The organism is Nocardia sp. JCM 34519.1 (assembly GCF_020361265.1).
Classification (GTDB): Bacteria; Actinomycetota; Actinomycetes; order Mycobacteriales; family Mycobacteriaceae; genus Nocardia; species Nocardia arthritidis_A.
The window spans coordinates 97887-115568 of sequence record NZ_JAIRBR010000005.1 but is presented as its reverse complement, the minus strand read 5'-3'; the positions used below and the strand labels follow the sequence as shown (position 1 = coordinate 115568).

The following is a 17682-nucleotide window of genomic DNA, read 5'->3' as shown; positions in this document are numbered from 1 at the left end:
ATCGGCGCGCGAAATTGTCCGCTTAGGCCGGGAACAGGGGCGACTATGCGCCCCTGCTCGCGAAATCAGTGGATTACCAACCGCGTTCGGCCAGGCGGTGCGGCTGCGCGATCTCCTCGACATTGATGCCGACCATGGCCTCGCCGAGCCCACGCGACACCTTGGCCAGCACGTCCGGATCGTCGTGGAAGGTGGTGGCCTTGACGATGGCGGCGGCGCGCTGCGCCGGGTTGCCCGACTTGAAGATGCCGGAGCCGACGAAGACGCCCTCCGCGCCGAGCTGCATCATCATCGCGGCGTCGGCGGGTGTGGCGATGCCGCCCGCGGTGAACAGCACCACCGGCAGCTTGCCGGTCTCGGCGACCTCGCGCACCAGTTCGTACGGCGCCTGCAGCTCCTTGGCGGCGACGAACAGCTCGTCCTCGGGCAGCGACGACAGCTTGCGGATCTCCTGACGGATCTGGCGCATATGGGTGGTCGCGTTGGAGACGTCGCCGGTGCCCGCCTCACCCTTGGAGCGAATCATGGCCGCGCCCTCGGTGATTCGGCGCAGCGCCTCACCCAGGTTGGTGGCGCCGCAGACGAACGGCACGGTGAAGTTCCACTTGTCGATGTGGTTGGCGTAGTCGGCCGGGGTGAGCACCTCGGACTCGTCGATGTAGTCGACGCCGAGGCTCTGCAGGATCTGCGCCTCGACGAAGTGGCCGATGCGCGCCTTGGCCATCACCGGGATGGAGACGGCGTTGATGATGCCGTCGATCATGTCCGGATCACTCATCCGGGACACGCCGCCCTGGGCGCGGATATCGGCGGGCACCCGCTCCAGCGCCATGACCGCGACGGCGCCCGCGTCCTCGGCGATCTTCGCCTGCTCGGGGGTGACCACGTCCATGATCACCCCGCCCTTGAGCATCTCGGCCATACCGCGCTTGACGCGGGCGGTGCCGACGGTGTTGGTGGTCTCGGGCGTAGTCACGGCAAACTCCTGGGTCATGACGCCAATCGGGTGGCAAGATTTCGAATCGACCCAATTCTAGGCGGCGTCATCAGGCCACTTGATAGCCAGTCGGACACCACTGGCCTGGTACCCGGAGGGCCATCACGTGCCACGGTGATCGCAATCGACCCCGGGCTGATTGTCGGCAACTCCCCAGGGCCGTGCCCTCAGATCGGGTTCACCACCAGCAGCTGCGCCCAGTACTGGGCGGCATCCGTGCCGAGGATCGGTGCCAGGAAATCGAACAGCAGATACGACATCACGTGCAACTCACTTCCGCGTAACAACCCGGTCGCGACCCTATCACGGTGGTGAAAAGCATCACATAAAAGCTGGTCGGGATGGGTGTGAGCGGATGCGGTCGCGACGGTTCCCACCTGCGGCGATCCAGTAATCCATGGGCCACAACGCCTTTCAAGCCACTGGTTTCTGTGTTTGGTTGCCCGATCGATTCACTTCCTAGACTCGCCAATGTCGTTCGGCGCAAGCCGAATCGAAAACGATGAGGGGTCGGGTGACGCCAGAGGGGCTGCTGTGATGGGTAATCGGAACAAATCGACGCGGAATTGCTGCGCGGTCCGCCGCACCAGATTGGTGACCCCCGATCACAGCCCGCTGCCGGAGGGCAGGCCGCGCTACCGCATGGCCCAGATCGTGCAGTGGAGCACCACCCGGGGCCCGGCCCGCTGCCTGGTTCGCGGCTACCGCCCAGCCAAGGGCAGCTTGCTGCTGATCGCCTCCGATCTGCGCGGCATCGCCCACGCGACGACCGATTTCACCGACAACTTCACGGCGATGGCCGAGACCTTCCACCGCGTTTGGCGGGGCAGGCTGCTGGTGGCCCCGGAGCAGATCACCTGGCTCGCCCACTTCGGCGATCCCGCTGCGGCGCAACCGAATACCTTTACCCATGTCGAAATGCACTGGGACGGCACCCGTTACCTGAGCGGTACCGAACACCGGCTCACCGCGGATCAGGCGGGTGAGCTGACAACGGATCTCGTGCTGGAACCGGTGCCGCAGGTGCTGGACAGCCTGCGCGCCGCGGCCTGATTTCAGCGGATCGAGCGAACCTCGGGATCGGAGTCGCTCGATGCCGCGGCGGCGGCCTCGGGGATCAACTGATCCAGGTTGTACGGGTAGACGGTCTCGCCGGAGGCGTCCAATTCGACGATTTCGGATGGCGTGCACCACTTGTGGGCGGTGATGGACCGGCTCTCCAAATAGGCGCGGTTACCGCCGTCCGGATCGTAATTCGGCACCCTGAGCGCGAAAAATAGTTCCTCCGAGCGGATCAGCTCACCGTCGAACGGAAAGATGGCCACCCGCCGCCAGATCGGGCCGCGCAGGCCGTCCGCATCGGCGCGCAATCCGGTCTCCTCACGCAGTTCGCGCACCGCCGCGTTGCGCAGGGATTCACCGGGCTCGACACTGCCGCCGACGGTGAACCAGAACGAGGACCCCGGCGTCTTCGGGTCGTTACCGCGCATGAGCAGCACCCGGTCGGTTTCGTCGAGCAGCACGACGCGGGCCGAGGTGCGGGTGGTGTCCACCTCCAGACCGGTCGACGCGGCCGGGGTCGCCCGCTCGATGATCTCGAAATACGTTGGCAGCGGCGCAGTTCCGCCCAGGTGCAGCACGCGCACCGGCCGGCGGGTGCGCAGTGCGAGGGTGTCGCGGACGGCGTCGTTGTGGAAGCGCCGGGCGATCAACACCCTGGCCTCGGCATCGGCGAGCTCGGCCACCAGTTGCGGCGCCAACTGTTCGATATCGACCGCGGAAAGCGCTGCGGCGAGCCGGTTTTCGGCGGTTTCCCGGTCGGCGCGGGCGGCACGCTCGGCCCGGTCCGCCAACCCGGAAAGCTGTTTGCCCTGCTCCCCGCCGAGTGCCATGGCCACCGAGCGGGCGACCACCGCCCGCCGGGCCAGCGCGGAATCCAATGCCTGCCAGGACAAATCGGAGCGCACATGCAGGCGGTCGAGCCGGTTCGCGGTGGAGTAGGCCCAGACACCGACGGTGACGATCACCGCGGCGAGCAGCGCGAGAACGAGGATCGTGGTGGCGGAGAAGGTGATCATCCGACGGCACGCACCCTGATATCGCCCACGGTGACGGTCTCGTACACCCGCAGGATCTGCTCGGCCACCACCGGCCAGTCGTACTCGCCCACCACCTGGGTGGCCGTGCGCACCAACGTGTCCCGGCGTTCCCGATCGGTGAGCACGGTGTGGATCGCGCGCGCCAGCGCGGCCGAATCACCCACCGGCACCAGCATTCCGGCCGCACCGTCGCGCAGCACTCGGCGGAAGGCATCCAATTCGCTTGCCACCACGGCGGTTCCGGCCGCCATGGCCTCGATCAGGATGATGCCGAAGCTTTCGCCGCCGAGATTGGGCGCGACGTAGACGTCGGCGCTGCGCATGGCCGAGGCCTTCTCCGCATCGGACACCTGCCCGAGGAACCGCAGACGCCCCGCGTACTCCCCCGCCTCTCGGCGCAACCGCTCCTCATCGCCGCGGCCGACGATCATGATCTCGATATCCGGATGCCTGCGCACCAGATCCGGCAGCGCGGCCAGCAGGATCTGCATACCCTTGCGCGGTTCGTCGTAGCGGCCGAGGAACAGAACGCTGCGGCCCGGCCGCGGATAGCCCGGCAGCATCGGCGCACGCGCGAAGGCGGGCACGTCGACGCCGTTGGGGATCTCCACCGCATCCGAGCCGAGCGCCTCGACCTGCCAGCGCCGCGCCAGCTCCGATACCGCGATCCGGCCGCTGATCTTCTCGTGATACGGCCGCAGCACGCCCTGAAATGTGCTGAGCACCAACGATTTCGTGGTGGAGGTGTGGAAGGTCGCGACAATCGGTCCCTCCGCGATCTTCAGCGCGAGCATCGACAGGCTCGGCGCATTGGGCTCGTGGATGTGCAGCACGTCGAAATCGTTGCCGTCGATCCAGCGGCGAATCCTGGTGTATGCCGTCGGCCCGAACGAAAGCCGCGCCACCGAGCCGTTGTACGGGATGGCGACGGCCCGGCCCGCCGAGACCGCGAAATCGGGCAGCGGCGTGCCGTCCGAGGCGGGGGCGAGCACGCTCACCCGATGCCCGCGTTCGATCAACACCCGCGCCAGCTCGACCACATGTGCCTGCACCCCGCCGGGGACATCGAACGAATAGGGGCAGACCATGCCGATCTTCATGGCGCGATATCTCCCTCGCGGACACCGTCGTGCGCGACGGTGGCCTGCGCCGCGGCGATCCTGGCCAGCCGCTCGGCGGACAGATCGCTCTCCCAAAGTGGTTGCAGCATATGCCAATCCGCCGGATGCTCGGCGATATTGGCGGCGAAGCGGTCGGCCAGCGCCTGCGTCGCCGCCGCGACGCCGACCGAAACGTCAATGGGCGATTCGGTTTTCAGGCCCCAGTTCTCCCGCCCGTCGGCCTCGACGATGTACCAGCCGTGCACCGGCACCAGTGCGGCGCCGGTTTCCGCGGCCAGCCTGGCCGCACCGGCGGGCATCCAGGTGCGCTCGCCGAAGAAGGTCACCGGAACCCCCTTACCCGTCAGATCGCGCTCCCCCATCAGACACACAATCTTGTTCTGCCGCAACCGATCCGCGAGCTGACCGAAGGGCGGCTGCTCACCACCGGTGAGCGGGAACACCTCGAAGCCGAGGCTTTCCCGGTACGCCATGAACCGCTTGAACAGCGATTCCGGCCGCAGCCGCTCGGTGACCGTCGAGAAGGTGCCGTAATGCTGTACCAGCCAGACCCCGGCCATATCCCAGTTGCCCGAATGCGGCAGGCACAGGATGACGCCCCGGCCCCGCGCCAATGCGGCGTCCAGATGTTCCAGCCCGCCGACGTAGTAGTCGATCGCCGAATGGTCCATCGACGGCAGCCGGAACGCCTCCCGCCAGTAGCGCGCGTACGAACGCATGCTGGCCCGGATCAGCTCGTCGGGTACCTCGTCCGGCGTCACTCCCAGCACCCGAGATAGGTTGCGCCGCAATTGAATCGGGCCACCATTGCGGACGGACCGGTCGGCGCCCCAGTCGAAGAGCCCGCGCGCCGTCCGCTCCGGCAGCGCGCGCACCACCCGCCAGCCCGCCGCATAGGCCAGATCGCTGGCCCACTCCCCCAGGTTCACCGCGCCTCCTGCGGGTTCTGTGCCGGTGGGATCACGTCTCGCGCACCGGGCGAATTACGAACCGCGAGCACCCGCTGGAATACGGTGACGATGCTCAGCACCGCCAGGATCCACATGGACACATGCACCGCATAGGTGAGCCAATCGATGCCCCAGTAGCCGCCGATACCGGTGAATCCCGCGCCGACCAGCACGATGATCAACCGGTCCGGCCGCTCGATGATCCCGCCGTCCGCGGACAGCCCGCTGGCCTCGGCGCGCGCCTTCGCATACGAGATCACCTGCGAGGTCACCAGCACGACGAGCGTCGCGAAGAACAGCGGCCGATGGTGTTCGTGATACACCGCCCACCAGGCCAATCCGGCGAAGATCGCGCCATCGGCGACGCGATCGCAGGTGGCGTCGAGCACCGCACCGTATTTCGTGCCGCCGCCGCGCGCCCGCGCCATCGCGCCATCGAGCATGTCGAACATGACGAACAGCCAGATCACCATGGTCCCCCAGAACAGATGTCCGGTCGGGAACAGGGTGACCGCGGCCACGATCGACGCGGTGGTGCCGATCAGCGTCATCGCATCGGGGGTGAGCCCGGTGCTCACCAGCGCTCTGCCGAGCGGCGCGGTCGCCTTGGCGAACGTCTCGCGGCCGAAGAAGCTCAGCACGGTTAGCCGACTTCCTGCTCGATCGGGCGCATCTACGTCTCCTTCCAGGCCGCCGCGAGCAGCGCGCGGGTCTCCCGCAGCAGCTGCGGCATCACCTTCGCACCGCCGATGACCGTGATGAAGTTCGCGTCGCCGCCCCAGCGCGGCACGATGTGCTGGTGCAGATGGTCGGCGAGCGAACCACCCGCGACGCCACCGAGATTCAGCCCGACATTGAAGCCGTGCGGGCGGGAGACCTTCTTGATCACCCGGATCGCCTGCTGGGTGAACGCCATCAGCTCGGCGGCCTCCGCGTCGGTCAGATCCTCGAGGTTCGCGACCTTGCGGTACGGCACCACCATCATGTGACCCGGGTTGTACGGGTACAGGTTCAGCACCGCGTACACCGATTCACCGCGCGCGATCACCAGGCCGTCCTCATCGGCCATCTTCGGGATGTCGGTGAACGGATGTCCGGTGGTGTCCTTGCGATCCGCACCGGCCGCCTCGACGATGTAGGACATCCGGTACGGCGTCCAGAGTCGTTGCAGCCGATCGGGTTCGCCCGCGCCGGTGTCCACGATGGCCCCTTCCACGTCGAGGTCGTCGCGAACGCTGTTGTCACTCATGCCTGCGCCCGCCTCTTGCCATCCCCGAAGTCACTTTCCGCCCTTGATCTCGAACCCCTCGGCGGTCGGCGACTTGTTCTCGCGGCGTCCGACCCAGTCGACGATGGTGGCGACGGCGTCGGCGACCGGGACGCCGTTCACCTGGGTGCCGTCGCGGAATCGGAAGCTCACCGCGCCCGCGGTGACATCCCGCTCGCCCGCCAGCAGCATGAACGGCACCTTCTGCGCGGTGTTGTTGAAGATCTTCTTCTGCATCCGGTCGTCGCTGCGGTCCACCTGGGCGCGGATACCCGCGTCGTGCAACCTTTCGATGACCCGATCCAGGTGCGGCGCAAAGGTTTCCGCGACCGGAATGCCGACCGCCTGCACCGGTGCGAGCCAGGCCGGGAACGCACCGGCGTAGTGCTCGGTGAGCACGCCGAAGAAGCGCTCGATCGATCCGAACAGCGCGCGGTGGATCATCACCGGCCGCTGCTTGGTGCCGTCGGATGCGGTGTATTCCAGTTCGAACCGTTCCGGCAGGTTGAAATCCAACTGGATGGTCGACATCTGCCAGGTGCGGCCCAGTGCGTCCTTGGCCTGCACCGAGATCTTCGGGCCGTAGAAGGCCGCGCCGCCCGGATCGGGCACCAGTTCGAGTCCGGAGGCCGAGGCCACCTTGGACAGGGTTTCGGTGGCCTCCTCCCAGATCTCGTCGGAGCCGACGAACTTCTTGGGGTCCTTGGTCGACAGCTCGAGGTAGAAGTCGTCCAGGCCGTAGTCCTTCAGCAGATCCAGCACGAATTGCAGCGTGCTGGTCAGCTCGGCGTGCATCTGCTCCTTGGTGCAGTAGATGTGCGCGTCATCCTGAGTCATACCGCGCACCCGGGTAAGACCGTGCACCACGCCGGACTTCTCGTAGCGGTAGACCGAGCCGAATTCGAACAGCCGCAACGGAAGTTCGCGGTAGGACCGGCCGCGGGAACGGAAGATCAGGTTGTGCATCGGACAGTTCATCGGCTTGACGTAGTAGTCCTGGCCGGGCTTGCGGACGGTGCCGTCCTCATTGAGTTCGGCGTCCAGATGCATGGCCGGGAACATGCCGTCGCGATACCAGTCCAGGTGACCGGAGACCTCGAACAGATGTCCCTTGGTGATATGCGGGGTATTGACGAATTCGTATCCGGCGGCGACATGCCGCTGGCGCGAGTACTCCTCCATCTCCTTGCGGATGATGCCGCCCTTGGGATGGAAAACCGGCAGACCCGAACCCAATTCGTCGGGGAAGCTGAACAGATCCAGCTCCAGGCCGAGCTTGCGGTGGTCGCGCCGCTCGGCCTCGGCCAACAGGTGCAGGTGCTCGTCCAGCGCCTCCTGCGATTCCCATGCGGTGCCGTAGACGCGCTGCAGATCCTCCCGGCTCTGATCGCCGCGCCAGTACGCGGCCGAGCTGCGGGTGAGCTTGAACGCCGGAATGAATTTGGTGGTCGGGATGTGCGGCCCGCGGCACAGATCGGCCCAGATGCGTTCGCCGGTGCGGGGATCCAGGTTGTCGTAGATGGTCAGCTCTTTGCCGCCGACCTCCATGACCTCCGGATCGTCGATACCGGATTTGTCGCCGATCAGCTCCAGCTTGAACGGCTCCTTCGCCAGTTCGACACGGGCGTCGTCGACCTCGACCACCCGGCGCGAAAAGCGTTGCGCGCCTTTGATGATCTTCTTCATCCTGGTTTCCAGCTTGGCCAGATCCTCCGGGGTGAACGGGCGGTCCACCTGGAAGTCGTAGTAGAAGCCGTCCTTGATGAAGGGGCCGATGCCGAGCTTGGCGCCCGGAAACTCCTGCTGCACGGCCTGGGCGAGCACATGCGCGGTGGAATGCCGGATCACGTTGCGGCCGTCCGGGGTGTCCGCGGCGACCGCCTCCACCTCGACGTCGGTATCGGGGGTCCAGGACAGGTCCTTGAGCTCACCGTCGTACCGGACCACCACGATGGTGTCCGGTCCTTTAGTAGGGAGGCCCGCCTCCCGCACCGCAGTGCCCGCCGTCGTCCCGGCTGCGACCCGGACGCGGGCGACAGGACTTTTGGCGTTCGAGGTGGTCACGGCGGCGCTCTCCTTGGCGTCTTCGTGCGGGCGGATTCCCGCGCTGTCGCGGGCCGGTGCCCGCGGGTCGTCCCCGGAGCGCGTTTTCACTCCGGCGCGACCATGCTATCGGCACGGTCTCGACCACGTGCCGATGGATCATCGTGCACCGCGGCCCGTCGCACACGGTAATGGCTTTCCCGGGCGAAGGCGCAGCGTGCGCGGCGTGTTCCCGGGCGGCTCAGCCCTGCGCGGCCAGTTCGGCGAGCAACGTTTCACGTTCCGCCGCAGCGCGTTTCGGGCAACTGGTGCACATATCGCGGCCCGGCACCTCGAAGACCAGGCAGCACGAGATGCGTTTGACGAAGGTGCGCCCGCCGATTTCGACGAAGCGCGGCACCGGGAGTTTCCCGCCGACGGCCGTCGCCAGCCGCGCGCCGGCCTCGGGCGAGCCGGAGTCCAGCGCGCGATTGCCGATGGCGTCGGCCACGATCGCCCACAGCGCGGGCACACCGGCGCCGGATACCGCGGCGACGGCCGGGATCACCGCGGCGAGGGTTTCCCGCAGCGCCGCGGCGGCCACGGCGTGAAACGGTTCGGGCGCAGCCGCTTCGGATGCGGCGGGCTCGCCCGGCACGTTGACCCGATCGATACCGCCGTCGGGCCGCACCTCGCAGTCCAGTCGACTCAGCTCGGGCACCGGCGCGACACCACCGGTCGCATAGGCCGCCGCCAGCTGTTCGACCAGCGCCGATGCCACCATGCACCACCACAGCGTCCCCGCGATCCGCGGTGCGGCGGTACCCCAGGACTCGCCCATTTCCGCGATCCGCGCGGTCAACCATTCCGGCTGGGTGAGCATTCGTCCGGGGACGGTGTGCATCTCGACTGGGGACTGCATAACCATTGCCATCCGACTCCGATCCAGCGCCGATCTCGAGATTTCCCTATTACCTATGGTGTCGCGTTACCCGCGTCGCCGCACGTATACCGGCCACCGCCCGCCACCTCGGCGGACCCGATTCGGAACACGCTGCCGCACAAGAGGATTCGCGTTCCGACTGATAGCTTCACCCGACCGGCCAACCCGGCGACACGCCGTAATCCAGTTAGGCGAGGCTTAGCGTAGATCGCTCCGCCTCCGCGCACCAGAGGGCACGCCCGAAATCAGCGCCGAAGGGATGCGACGATCGTGTCGCCGACGAGTGATCGGCACGCCGGTTTGCGGTTGCGTCGCTACGACGACTGGATTGCCCCAGACAGGCGCGGGGCGGTAGCTCCCCAACCGGGGCGGAAACCCGCCCGGTCGGCGACCGGGCGGGTTTCGTTGTGGCTCAGACGAGTTCGGCGCTTCGGGGCTCGGTGTCCTCGATGCTCGCCAATCCGTCCTCGGTCACCTCGATGACCCTCGCGCCGGCGATATCGAAGAACAGGCCGGTGACGGTCACGCCGCGCTCGGCCATCGCCTTGCGGACGACGGGGTGCCGGTGCAGGGTGTGCACCTGCACCGCGACGTTCACCATGCTGAGCTGATCCACCTCACCGAAACCGGCGGCGGCCGCCGCACGCGCGACGGGGTGGCCGGCGTGGAAGCGCTCCAGGCTCGGGCGGGCGTGGGCCAGCCAGGTGTCGATACTCGCGCCGACGGCCGCGCCGGAATGGACCGCCGCCATCGCGCCGCAGGACGAGTGCCCGCACACCACGATCGTTCGGACGCTCAACTTCTGCAGCGCGAAGAGCAGCGCGGATTCCACCGATGCGTCACCGTGTTCGGGCACCAGGTTGCCGATGTTGCGGACGGTGAACAGATCGCCGGGGCCGCTGTTGGTGATGACGTTCGGCACCACCCGGGAATCCGAGCAGGTGAGGAAGAAGGAATCGGGATCCTGCCGGTCGCGCAGCTCGTCGAGGTGCGGGCGCACCACGTGGGCGTGACTGCGGTTGAAGTGCGCGATGCCCGCGGCTATCGGATTGTCGTTCGGCACGTCGCGCCGCCACGGGCCGAGCACCTCGTCCCAGATCGCCCGCCCGAATCCGCGCTTGGGCGGTCCGGCCACCGCATGCGCCATCCGCGCACTGCCCATCTCCACGAATTCGACTCGGCCGCCGCCGCTTTCCTGCTGGTGCTGCCACACCTCGATGGCCTCGAACGCGGCGTGGTCGAGGAAGTCGACGGTCATTTCGACGGTGACATCCGCACCGGCCGGGACCTTCGCCAGTTCCGCGGACAGCTTCGGCAGCGCGAGGAAGGTGCACGAGCCGTCGATGCGGATCAGCCAACGTCCGGTGCCCGGCACCTCGTACGCCTCGATGAGTACCCGCACCACCCGCCACAGCAGCAGGGCGAAGGCCAGCGCCAGGCCGATGAGCACACCCTCGAGCAGGTTCAGGAAGACGACGCCGAGCACGGTGACCGCGTAGACCAGCAGGTCGCCGGTGCGCCGCGCCAGCTTGATATGCGCGAGCTTCACCAACTGGGTGCCGATGACGATCAGCAGGCCAGCCAGCGCCGCCTTCGGAATCTGCTGCACCACCCCGGCCAGCGCGACGGAGAACAGCAGGATCCAGCAGCCGTGCATGATCGCGGAGGCGCGGCTGCGCGCACCCGCCTGCACGTTGGTGGCGCTGCGCACGATCACGCCGGTCACCGGCAGGCCGCCGAGCAGGCCGGACAGCACATTGGCCGAACCCTGGCCGATCAGCTCCCGGTCGAAATCGGTGCGGGCGCCGGTGTGCATCTTGTCGACGGCGACGGCCGATAGTAGAGACTCCACGGAGGCGATGAGCGCGATGGTGAGCACCATCAGCGCGACGGCGGACCAGTTGCCGCTGGGCAGATTCGGCAGCTGGATGGCGTCGAACAGCGATCCGTTCAACGCGATTCGTTCTGCGCCGGTCGAAAACACCAGGGAGAGAATGGTTCCGGCGAGTACCGCGACCAAAGGTCCTGGCACGATTCGGACCTTGGGCGGCAGGTAGCGCCAGCCGAGCATCACGGCGATGACGACCGCGCCGATGAAGGCGTCGCCGCCGTGCAGGTTCAGCAACTGCCCCGGCAGCTCGGTGAGGTTCTCGAACGCGCTGCTGTGCGACGATCCACCGAGCAGTACGTGAATCTGCTGCAGCGCGATGGTGATACCGATACCGGCCAGCATCGCGTGCACGACGACGGGCGCGACGGCCAGCGCGGCGCGGGCGATCCGGCTGAGCCCGAACAGGATCTGCAGCACACCGGCCGCGACCACGATGAAAGAGGTGACTCGCCAACCGAATTGGTTGATCGATTCGGCGACCACTACGGTCAGACCCGCCGCGGGCCCGCTGACCTGCAGCGGCGATCCGCCGAGCGAGCCCGCGACGATGCCGCCGATCACGGCGGCGATGAGTCCGGCGGCGACCGGCGCGCCGGAGGCGACGGCGATGCCGAGGGACAGCGGCAACGCGACCAGGAATACCACGATCGATGCGGGAAGATCGTGGCGCAGAATCGAATTCAACAATGAGTTACCCGTGGACGGCGAGCGGTGCAGTCCCCCGGGTGAGCGAGCATCGGTGCCTGGTGGGGCGGCATCGTGCTGGATGGCCATGACTTCTCCTTCGCCGACTCGGCGGTGCGCCGAGGTCGGTTGACGATCAATGTCCTGCAGGGCAATGGACCGCGAACCGGCATCTCGCGGTGAAGCAGCTCTCGACACGGCAACGGGTCGAGATTTAAACCTCGGCCAGGCTAATGGTAAAGACTTAGCAAAGGCTGAGGGTTCAATGGTGCCCGCAGGAATGGGTCGCACACCAGGTGAACCGCGTCACAGATCGCGCGATCACCGCATGTTGGACGTCAGACCGGTTCGGCGGCGACCCGGTCACCCATATCGTCGAAGTCGGCTATTCCGTCGATCGTCACCTCGATCACCCTTGCGGTGGCGAGGTCGAAGAACAGGCCGGATACCGCGACCCCGCGGTCCTCGATGCCGCGGCGCACGGCCGGATGCCGGTGCAGCGTCTCCAGTTGCAGCGCGACGTTCACCATGGCCAGCTGGTCGACCTCCGGGAAGCCCGCGGCGGCCGCGGCGGCCGCCACCGGATGACCCGACCGGAACCGCGCCAGGCTCGGCCGCGCGTGCGCCAGCCAATCCCCTAGCCCCGGCCCGGCCTGCACCCGCCGATACAGCGCGTCCATGGCGCCGCAGCTGGAATGCCCGCAGACCACGACGGCGCGCACGTCCAACTTCTCCAGCGCGTAGATGAGCCCGGCCTCCACCGAGGAGTCGGTGCCGTCCACCGGCACCAGATTGCCGACGTTGCGGACGGTGAACAGATCGCCGGGACCGCTGTTGGTGATGACGTTCGGGACGATCCTGGCGTCGGCACAGGTGAGGAAGAAGGTATCGGCATCGGGGCGGTGGCGCAGCCCGTCCAGATGCGGCCGCATGAGATGCGCGTGCCCGCGGTGGTACGCGGCGATGCCCGCGACGATCGGATCCACCCGGTTACCGTTGCGCCGCCACGGCCCGAGCACCTCGTCCAGCACCTTGCGAGAGTGCGCGCGCTGCGGCGGCCCGGATAGCGCCCCCGCCATCCGCGCCGCGCCGATCTCTACGAAATCGACTGTGGTGCCATCGGATTCGCGGGCACGCGCCCAGTCGGTGATCAGTTCGCATGCGGCGTGGTCGAGGAAGTCGACGGTCATCTCGACGGTGACGTCCGCACCGGCGGGGACCTTGGCGAGTTCGGCGCTCAGCTTGGGCAGCGCGAGGAAGGTGCAGGTGCCATCGATGGTGACCACCCAGCGGCGGGCGCTGGCGACGGGTTCGGCGATGATCGTCACCCGCACCACCCGCCACAGCAGCAGCGCGAAGGCGAGTACCAGTCCGATCACCATGCCCGCCAACAGATTCAGGAATACGACGCCGAGTACCGTCGCCAGGTAGACGTAGAGGTCGCCGGTGCGGCGGGCCAGCCGGATATGCGCCAGTTTGATCAGCTGCACCCCGATCAGGATGAGCAGTCCGGCCAGCGCGGCCTTCGGAATCCGTTGCACCGCACCGGCGAACGCGATCGCGAACAGCAGGATCCACACTCCGTGCATGACGGTGGCCGCCCTGGATCGCGCGCCCGCGTTGGCATTGGTGATGCTGCGCACGATCACCGCCGCCACCGGCAGCCCGCCCAGCAGCCCGGACGTCATATTCGCCGCACCCTGCCCGATCAGTTCGCGGTCCAGGTTGGTGCGGCGGCCCGGTGCGAGTTTGTCGACGGCGACCGCCGAGAGCAGCGACTCCACGCTGGCGATGAGCGCGATCGTCACCGCGGTGAGCGCGATGGCGAGCCAGCTCCCGGACGGGAGCGCGGGCGGACCGACCGCATCCAGCAGCGATCCGTCGAGGACGAGGTGTTCGACGCGGGTCGGCAGCAGCGGCGCGAGCAGCGTCGCCACCACCACGGCCACCAGCGGTCCCGGCACCGCCCGCAGCCTGCGCGGCACGAATTTCCATCCGATGAGGATGGCGATCACCACCAGCCCGATGCACAGGTCGCCGCCGTGCACCGACATCAACTGGTGCGGCAGCTGGCTCAGGCTGGCCGCCGCGCTGCTCAGCGAGGTGCCGCCGAGCAGAACGTGCACCTGCTGCAGCGCGATGAGCACGCCGATCCCGGCCAGCATCGCGTGCACCACCACCGGCGCGATGGCCAGCGTCCCGCGCGCGATCCGGCTCAACCCGAAACCGATCTGCACCAGGCCCGCCAGCACCGTAATGAAACACGTTGCCGCCCAGCCGAATTGCTGCACGCTCCCGGCGACCACCACCGTCAGGCTCGCGGTCGGCCCGCTGACCTGCACCGCGGATCCGCCGAGCAGTCCGGCGACCACCCCGCCGATCGCGGCGGCGATCAGCCCGGCCGCTACGGGCGCCCCGGAGGCCAGCGCCACGCCGAGCGAAAGCGGAAGGGCGACAAGGAATACCACGATCGAGGCGGGCAGATCGCCGCGGACTATCGCACGGATGCGGGCGAGCGGATGCGACGTCGGTGGTGCGGAATCGGTGTCGAACATATTTCTCCTTCGCCGGATCGTCGATCCGGTAACCGGTGGAACATGTACTGGCATCGAAAGCGAGCGGCGGAGGCGCCGGGGCTGATAGTAAAGACTTCGCAAAGCATACGGAAAGGTTTGCGGAATTTGACGCCATCGCCGCTATCAAAATGTGACCTACCTCACACGTGATGACAGGGTCGAACGCCCACACAACCCGGCTGCATTTCGCGGGCACCGAATTGGATCCCGACCTGCCCGGGTGGATCGAGGGCGCGGTACGCAGCGGTTACCGCGCGGCAGCGGAGATCGCTCGCGCACTGTAGCCGGATATTCGGGCGGCTACTGCTGCGAAATATCGTTCGACTGAAGGTCTTTGGTGGCCTCGCGCAGCACCGCCGTCGCCTTGGCGAAGTAGTCGAACAGGACCGCGAGTTGCGCCGGATCGTAGTCGGCGAAGACGCGCCCCATCTTCTGCTGTAGCGGTGCGAGGGCGGCGGCGAAATCCATTCCGTGTTCGTCGCTGGGCTCGATGACCACTTTTCGGCGGTCGACGCCGTCGCGGACACGCTTGACGCATCCGGCTTGTTCGAGCCGATCGATCAGGCGGGTGGTGGCGCCGGTGCTCAGGCCGATCTCGATCGCCAATTCACCCGCGGTCATCGAACCGGCGAGCGAGATCAGGTTCAGCGCCGCGAAATCGGTGGCGCCCAATCCGAGCGTGCGCGGCATGGTCACACCCACGACGCCCTGCGCCGTCAGGTATCGGCGATAGATCGACTCGCCCTGTTGGAGCAGTGCCAGTTGCTCTTTGGACAGGCCCGGGGGCAAAGCGTTCGAGAGCGAGTGTTCGCCACCCGTTGACGCCGCCGGGTCGTCGTGGCAATCTTTAGTTGCATCCATGCAGATATTTCTCCAATGCAGATACTTACCCCATGCAAGGAAGCATACTCCGGGATGCGATCGATCACGCGAACCACTCGCGCGATCATCGGCCTCGAACAACGACAAGGAATGCCAATGAATGGGAACGTCGTGATCATCGGCGCGGGCATCGCCGGCCTCACCACCGCGATCGGACTGCGCCGCGCGGGTATCGATGCCGAGGTGCACGAGGCGCGCGATCGCCCTACGGCCGAAGACAATTCGCTCGCCATCGCCGCCAACGGCCTGCGGGCGCTCGGACATCTCGACTGCATCGAACCGGTGCTCGAACGCGGCTTCTTGGTCTCCAGGATGAGCGTCTGGAGCGGACGCGGAAAACGGCTCGGCACAATACCGTTCGCCGGTTCCGAATACGGCGATCTCGCCGGATTGGCCATCAGCCGGACTCCGCTGATCGAAGCACTGACCGAACGGGCGCGCGACCTCGGCGCACCTATTACCTACGGCCGACGGTTGGTCGACGCCGGACCAGAAGCCGACGGTGTGCTTGCGCGGTTCGACGATGGCAGCACGGCCACCGGGACCACACTGATCGGCGCGGACGGCGAATACTCCCGGGTGCGTCGCATCATCGACCCCGATGCACCCGCCCCGCGCTACGCGGGCTTGGTCGAATGCGGCGGATACACCGATGCGGCAATGGATCTCCCATCGAACGAGATCACCATGATCTTCGGGCGGCGCGCCTTCTTCGGCTGCGGTCGCGGCCCCGGAGGCAGAACATGGTGGTTCGCCAATGTGCCGACCACCCCTGAACCATCCAGAGAAGAATTGCGCTCACTGTCCTCGGGCGCGTGGAAGCGGCGATTGCTGGAGCTATTCGCCGACGACGCCGGCCCGGCCCGATCCATCATCGAAATGACCGAGGGTCCGCTGCGGCCGCGGGTCAGCCGTCTGCTCCCGCCGGCGCCGGTGTGGCACCGGGATCGCATGATGATCATCGGCGACGCCGCGCACTGCGCATCGCCCAACTCGGGACAAGGCGCTTCGATGGCGATCGAGGACGCGGTGGTCCTGTCCGGACATCTGCGCGCATCCGACTCCATCGACGCCGCCTTCCGCGGCTACGAAAACGCGCGGCGAGACAGGGTCGACCGCGTCGTCCGGTACGGCGCGCGCAGCGCACGATCCAAGGCGCTCGGCCCGATCGCCCGCGTGGCCGCGGATGCGCTGATGCCGTTCATGTTCCGGCGCATCGCTACCCACCGAACGCTCGACTGGCTCTACGACTACGACGCGGCAGCCGGACTGCCGACGCCGGTATGATCCGCAGCGCGGTCCGCTGAGGTGAGCCAGATCGACTCGAATTAGCCTGTGCGGCAATCTGATTGGCTACGAGAACGCTTCGGCGGTGGTGCCGGTTACAGGCCACCGGGTCAGCGGCGCGGGGTGGCCGTCACGGTGACCCACGGGTGAACGAAGCGGATTCGACCGTCCGGCAGGCGTGACGGTGCCAGTCCTGTTGCGGGGCCGCCGTCGAGTTCCTGTTCGAGTCGCGCGCGAATCCGCGCCCGGACCTCCTCCGGCGTTCGGGAACGTTCGAGCCAGTCGTCGAGGTCGAGGTCGAAATCCGCGACGGCCTGCGAAACCACCTCGGCCCCTGACTCTTCGACGAGCGCGAGTATCTCCTCGCGGGTCAGCGTTCGGTTGTGACTGGGATCGCGCAACCGCTCCAGTCTGTTGGCTTCCGCCTGCTCGGCGGCGGAGACGTACATATCGGTGATGCCGATCCGGCCGTCCGGCCTGGTCACCCGGATCATTTCGCGGACCATCGCCGCGGGATCGGCGACCTGGTGCAGCGCCAGACGGCAGACCACCAGATCGAACTGCCGGTCCAGCCAAGGCAATCGGGTGGCGTCACCCACTGCGAACGTGATGTTCCGCAGACCGGCCCCTTCGGCCAGCCGCTGCCCCTGGAGCAGCATCTCCGGAGTCAGATCGATGGCGCTGACATGCGAAACCAGCGGCGCCAGCGCACGACCCAGGTGCGCCGCACCCGCGGCGACGTCCAGCGCCACGTCATCGCGGCGGGGCGTCAGTTGCTCGATGATCCAATCCAGGCCGCGGACAGCGAATCCGGCATTGTCGAAAGTCGTTGCCTGCAACCGGAACTGCTCACGAACCCGATCATCATGTGCGGTCGCCACCAATCCAGTGTTACACCGAACGCGGATGCGGAAACCTATAGCACACAGCGGATCATGCGAAGCCGGTCACATTCGTGTTGTG

General features: G+C 67.2%; 15 protein-coding genes. 3 read left to right on the top strand and 12 right to left on the bottom strand.

What is annotated here, in order from left to right:
• Positions 1-73: 73 nt before the first annotated feature.
• Complete coding sequence (gene pdxS, locus LGY53_RS15110) at positions 74-994, bottom strand: pyridoxal 5'-phosphate synthase lyase subunit PdxS (protein ID WP_225727322.1); 921 nt, start codon at positions 992-994, stop codon at positions 74-76.
• A 540-nt stretch (positions 995-1534) separates the two neighbouring features.
• Here pdxS and LGY53_RS15105 point away from each other — a divergent pair.
• Positions 1535-2050, top strand: a complete 516-nt coding sequence (locus LGY53_RS15105; RefSeq protein WP_225727321.1) for a hypothetical protein — start codon at positions 1535-1537, stop codon at positions 2048-2050.
• Between the two features lie 2 nt (positions 2051-2052).
• On the opposite strand, the gene LGY53_RS15100 is transcribed toward LGY53_RS15105, so the two are convergent.
• The 9 genes from LGY53_RS15100 to LGY53_RS15060 form a co-directional block, all read right to left on the bottom strand.
• Positions 2053-3072: an NUDIX hydrolase gene (locus LGY53_RS15100; protein WP_225727620.1), complete on the bottom strand. Its 1020-nt coding sequence runs from the start codon at positions 3070-3072 to the stop codon at positions 2053-2055.
• A complete protein-coding gene (locus LGY53_RS15095) occupies positions 3072-4196 on the bottom strand; it encodes a glycosyltransferase family 4 protein (protein WP_225727320.1) in 1125 nt (374 codons plus the stop codon). The genes LGY53_RS15100 and LGY53_RS15095 overlap by 1 nt, the downstream gene beginning before the upstream one ends.
• The gene (locus LGY53_RS15090) at positions 4193-5146 is read right to left on the bottom strand and encodes a phosphatidylinositol mannoside acyltransferase (protein WP_225727319.1); all 954 of its coding nucleotides are present in this window, start codon (positions 5144-5146) and stop codon (positions 4193-4195) included. Before LGY53_RS15090 ends, LGY53_RS15095 begins: the two co-directional genes overlap by 4 nt.
• On the bottom strand, positions 5143-5808 hold the full coding sequence (gene pgsA / locus LGY53_RS15085) for a phosphatidylinositol phosphate synthase (protein ID WP_225727318.1): 666 nt from the start codon (positions 5806-5808) through the stop codon (positions 5143-5145). The genes LGY53_RS15090 and pgsA overlap by 4 nt, the downstream gene beginning before the upstream one ends.
• A gap of 32 nt (positions 5809-5840) precedes the next feature.
• Complete coding sequence (locus tag LGY53_RS15080; RefSeq protein ID WP_167476082.1) at positions 5841-6416, bottom strand: HIT domain-containing protein; 576 nt, start codon at positions 6414-6416, stop codon at positions 5841-5843.
• 30 nt (positions 6417-6446) lie between these two features.
• Positions 6447-8498, bottom strand: coding sequence for a threonine--tRNA ligase (thrS, locus tag LGY53_RS15075; protein ID WP_225727317.1), 2052 nt, complete (start codon positions 8496-8498; stop codon positions 6447-6449).
• Between the two features lie 220 nt (positions 8499-8718).
• Positions 8719-9378, bottom strand: a complete 660-nt coding sequence (locus tag LGY53_RS15070) for a (2Fe-2S)-binding protein (RefSeq protein WP_225727316.1) — start codon at positions 9376-9378, stop codon at positions 8719-8721.
• A gap of 433 nt (positions 9379-9811) precedes the next feature.
• Positions 9812-12064, bottom strand: a complete 2253-nt coding sequence (locus LGY53_RS15065; RefSeq protein ID WP_225727315.1) for a bifunctional SulP family inorganic anion transporter/carbonic anhydrase — start codon at positions 12062-12064, stop codon at positions 9812-9814.
• Positions 12065-12312: 248 nt separating this feature from the next.
• The gene (locus tag LGY53_RS15060) at positions 12313-14529 is read right to left on the bottom strand and encodes a bifunctional SulP family inorganic anion transporter/carbonic anhydrase (protein ID WP_225727314.1); all 2217 of its coding nucleotides are present in this window, start codon (positions 14527-14529) and stop codon (positions 12313-12315) included.
• Positions 14530-14699: 170 nt separating this feature from the next.
• Between LGY53_RS15060 and LGY53_RS15055 the strand changes: the two genes are divergently transcribed.
• Positions 14700-14834: an FAD-dependent oxidoreductase gene (locus tag LGY53_RS15055; RefSeq protein ID WP_225727313.1), complete on the top strand. Its 135-nt coding sequence runs from the start codon at positions 14700-14702 to the stop codon at positions 14832-14834.
• Between the two features lie 16 nt (positions 14835-14850).
• Here the strand turns inward: LGY53_RS15055 and LGY53_RS15050 are convergent, their stop codons facing one another.
• The gene (locus LGY53_RS15050) at positions 14851-15411 is read right to left on the bottom strand and encodes a MarR family winged helix-turn-helix transcriptional regulator (protein ID WP_225727312.1); all 561 of its coding nucleotides are present in this window, start codon (positions 15409-15411) and stop codon (positions 14851-14853) included.
• 117 nt (positions 15412-15528) lie between these two features.
• On the opposite strand from LGY53_RS15050, the gene LGY53_RS15045 reads away from it, so the two are divergent.
• Entirely contained in the window at positions 15529-16719 is a 1191-nt protein-coding gene (locus LGY53_RS15045; RefSeq protein WP_225727311.1) for an FAD-dependent monooxygenase, read from the top strand.
• A gap of 110 nt (positions 16720-16829) precedes the next feature.
• Here the strand turns inward: LGY53_RS15045 and LGY53_RS15040 are convergent, their stop codons facing one another.
• Entirely contained in the window at positions 16830-17600 is a 771-nt protein-coding gene (locus LGY53_RS15040; protein WP_225727310.1) for a class I SAM-dependent methyltransferase, read from the bottom strand.
• Positions 17601-17682: the final 82 nt, after the last annotated feature.

What these genes read in the sequence shown, in the direction of transcription:
- LGY53_RS15060 (WP_225727314.1), bottom strand. Translation starts at nt 14,529, where the DNA reads ATGTTCGACACCGATTCCGCACCACCGACGTCGCATCCGCTCGCCCGC.
- LGY53_RS15050 (WP_225727312.1), bottom strand. Translation starts at nt 15,411, where the DNA reads ATGGATGCAACTAAAGATTGCCACGACGACCCGGCGGCGTCAACGGGT.
- LGY53_RS15105 (WP_225727321.1), top strand. Translation starts at nt 1,535, where the DNA reads ATGGGTAATCGGAACAAATCGACGCGGAATTGCTGCGCGGTCCGCCGC.
- LGY53_RS15095 (WP_225727320.1), bottom strand. Translation starts at nt 4,196, where the DNA reads ATGAAGATCGGCATGGTCTGCCCCTATTCGTTCGATGTCCCCGGCGGG.
- LGY53_RS15045 (WP_225727311.1), top strand. Translation starts at nt 15,529, where the DNA reads ATGAATGGGAACGTCGTGATCATCGGCGCGGGCATCGCCGGCCTCACC.
- pdxS (WP_225727322.1), bottom strand. Translation starts at nt 994, where the DNA reads ATGACCCAGGAGTTTGCCGTGACTACGCCCGAGACCACCAACACCGTC.
- LGY53_RS15080 (WP_167476082.1), bottom strand. Translation starts at nt 6,416, where the DNA reads ATGAGTGACAACAGCGTTCGCGACGACCTCGACGTGGAAGGGGCCATC.
- LGY53_RS15065 (WP_225727315.1), bottom strand. Translation starts at nt 12,064, where the DNA reads ATGGCCATCCAGCACGATGCCGCCCCACCAGGCACCGATGCTCGCTCA.
- LGY53_RS15055 (WP_225727313.1), top strand. Translation starts at nt 14,700, where the DNA reads ATGACAGGGTCGAACGCCCACACAACCCGGCTGCATTTCGCGGGCACC.
- LGY53_RS15070 (WP_225727316.1), bottom strand. Translation starts at nt 9,378, where the DNA reads ATGCAGTCCCCAGTCGAGATGCACACCGTCCCCGGACGAATGCTCACC.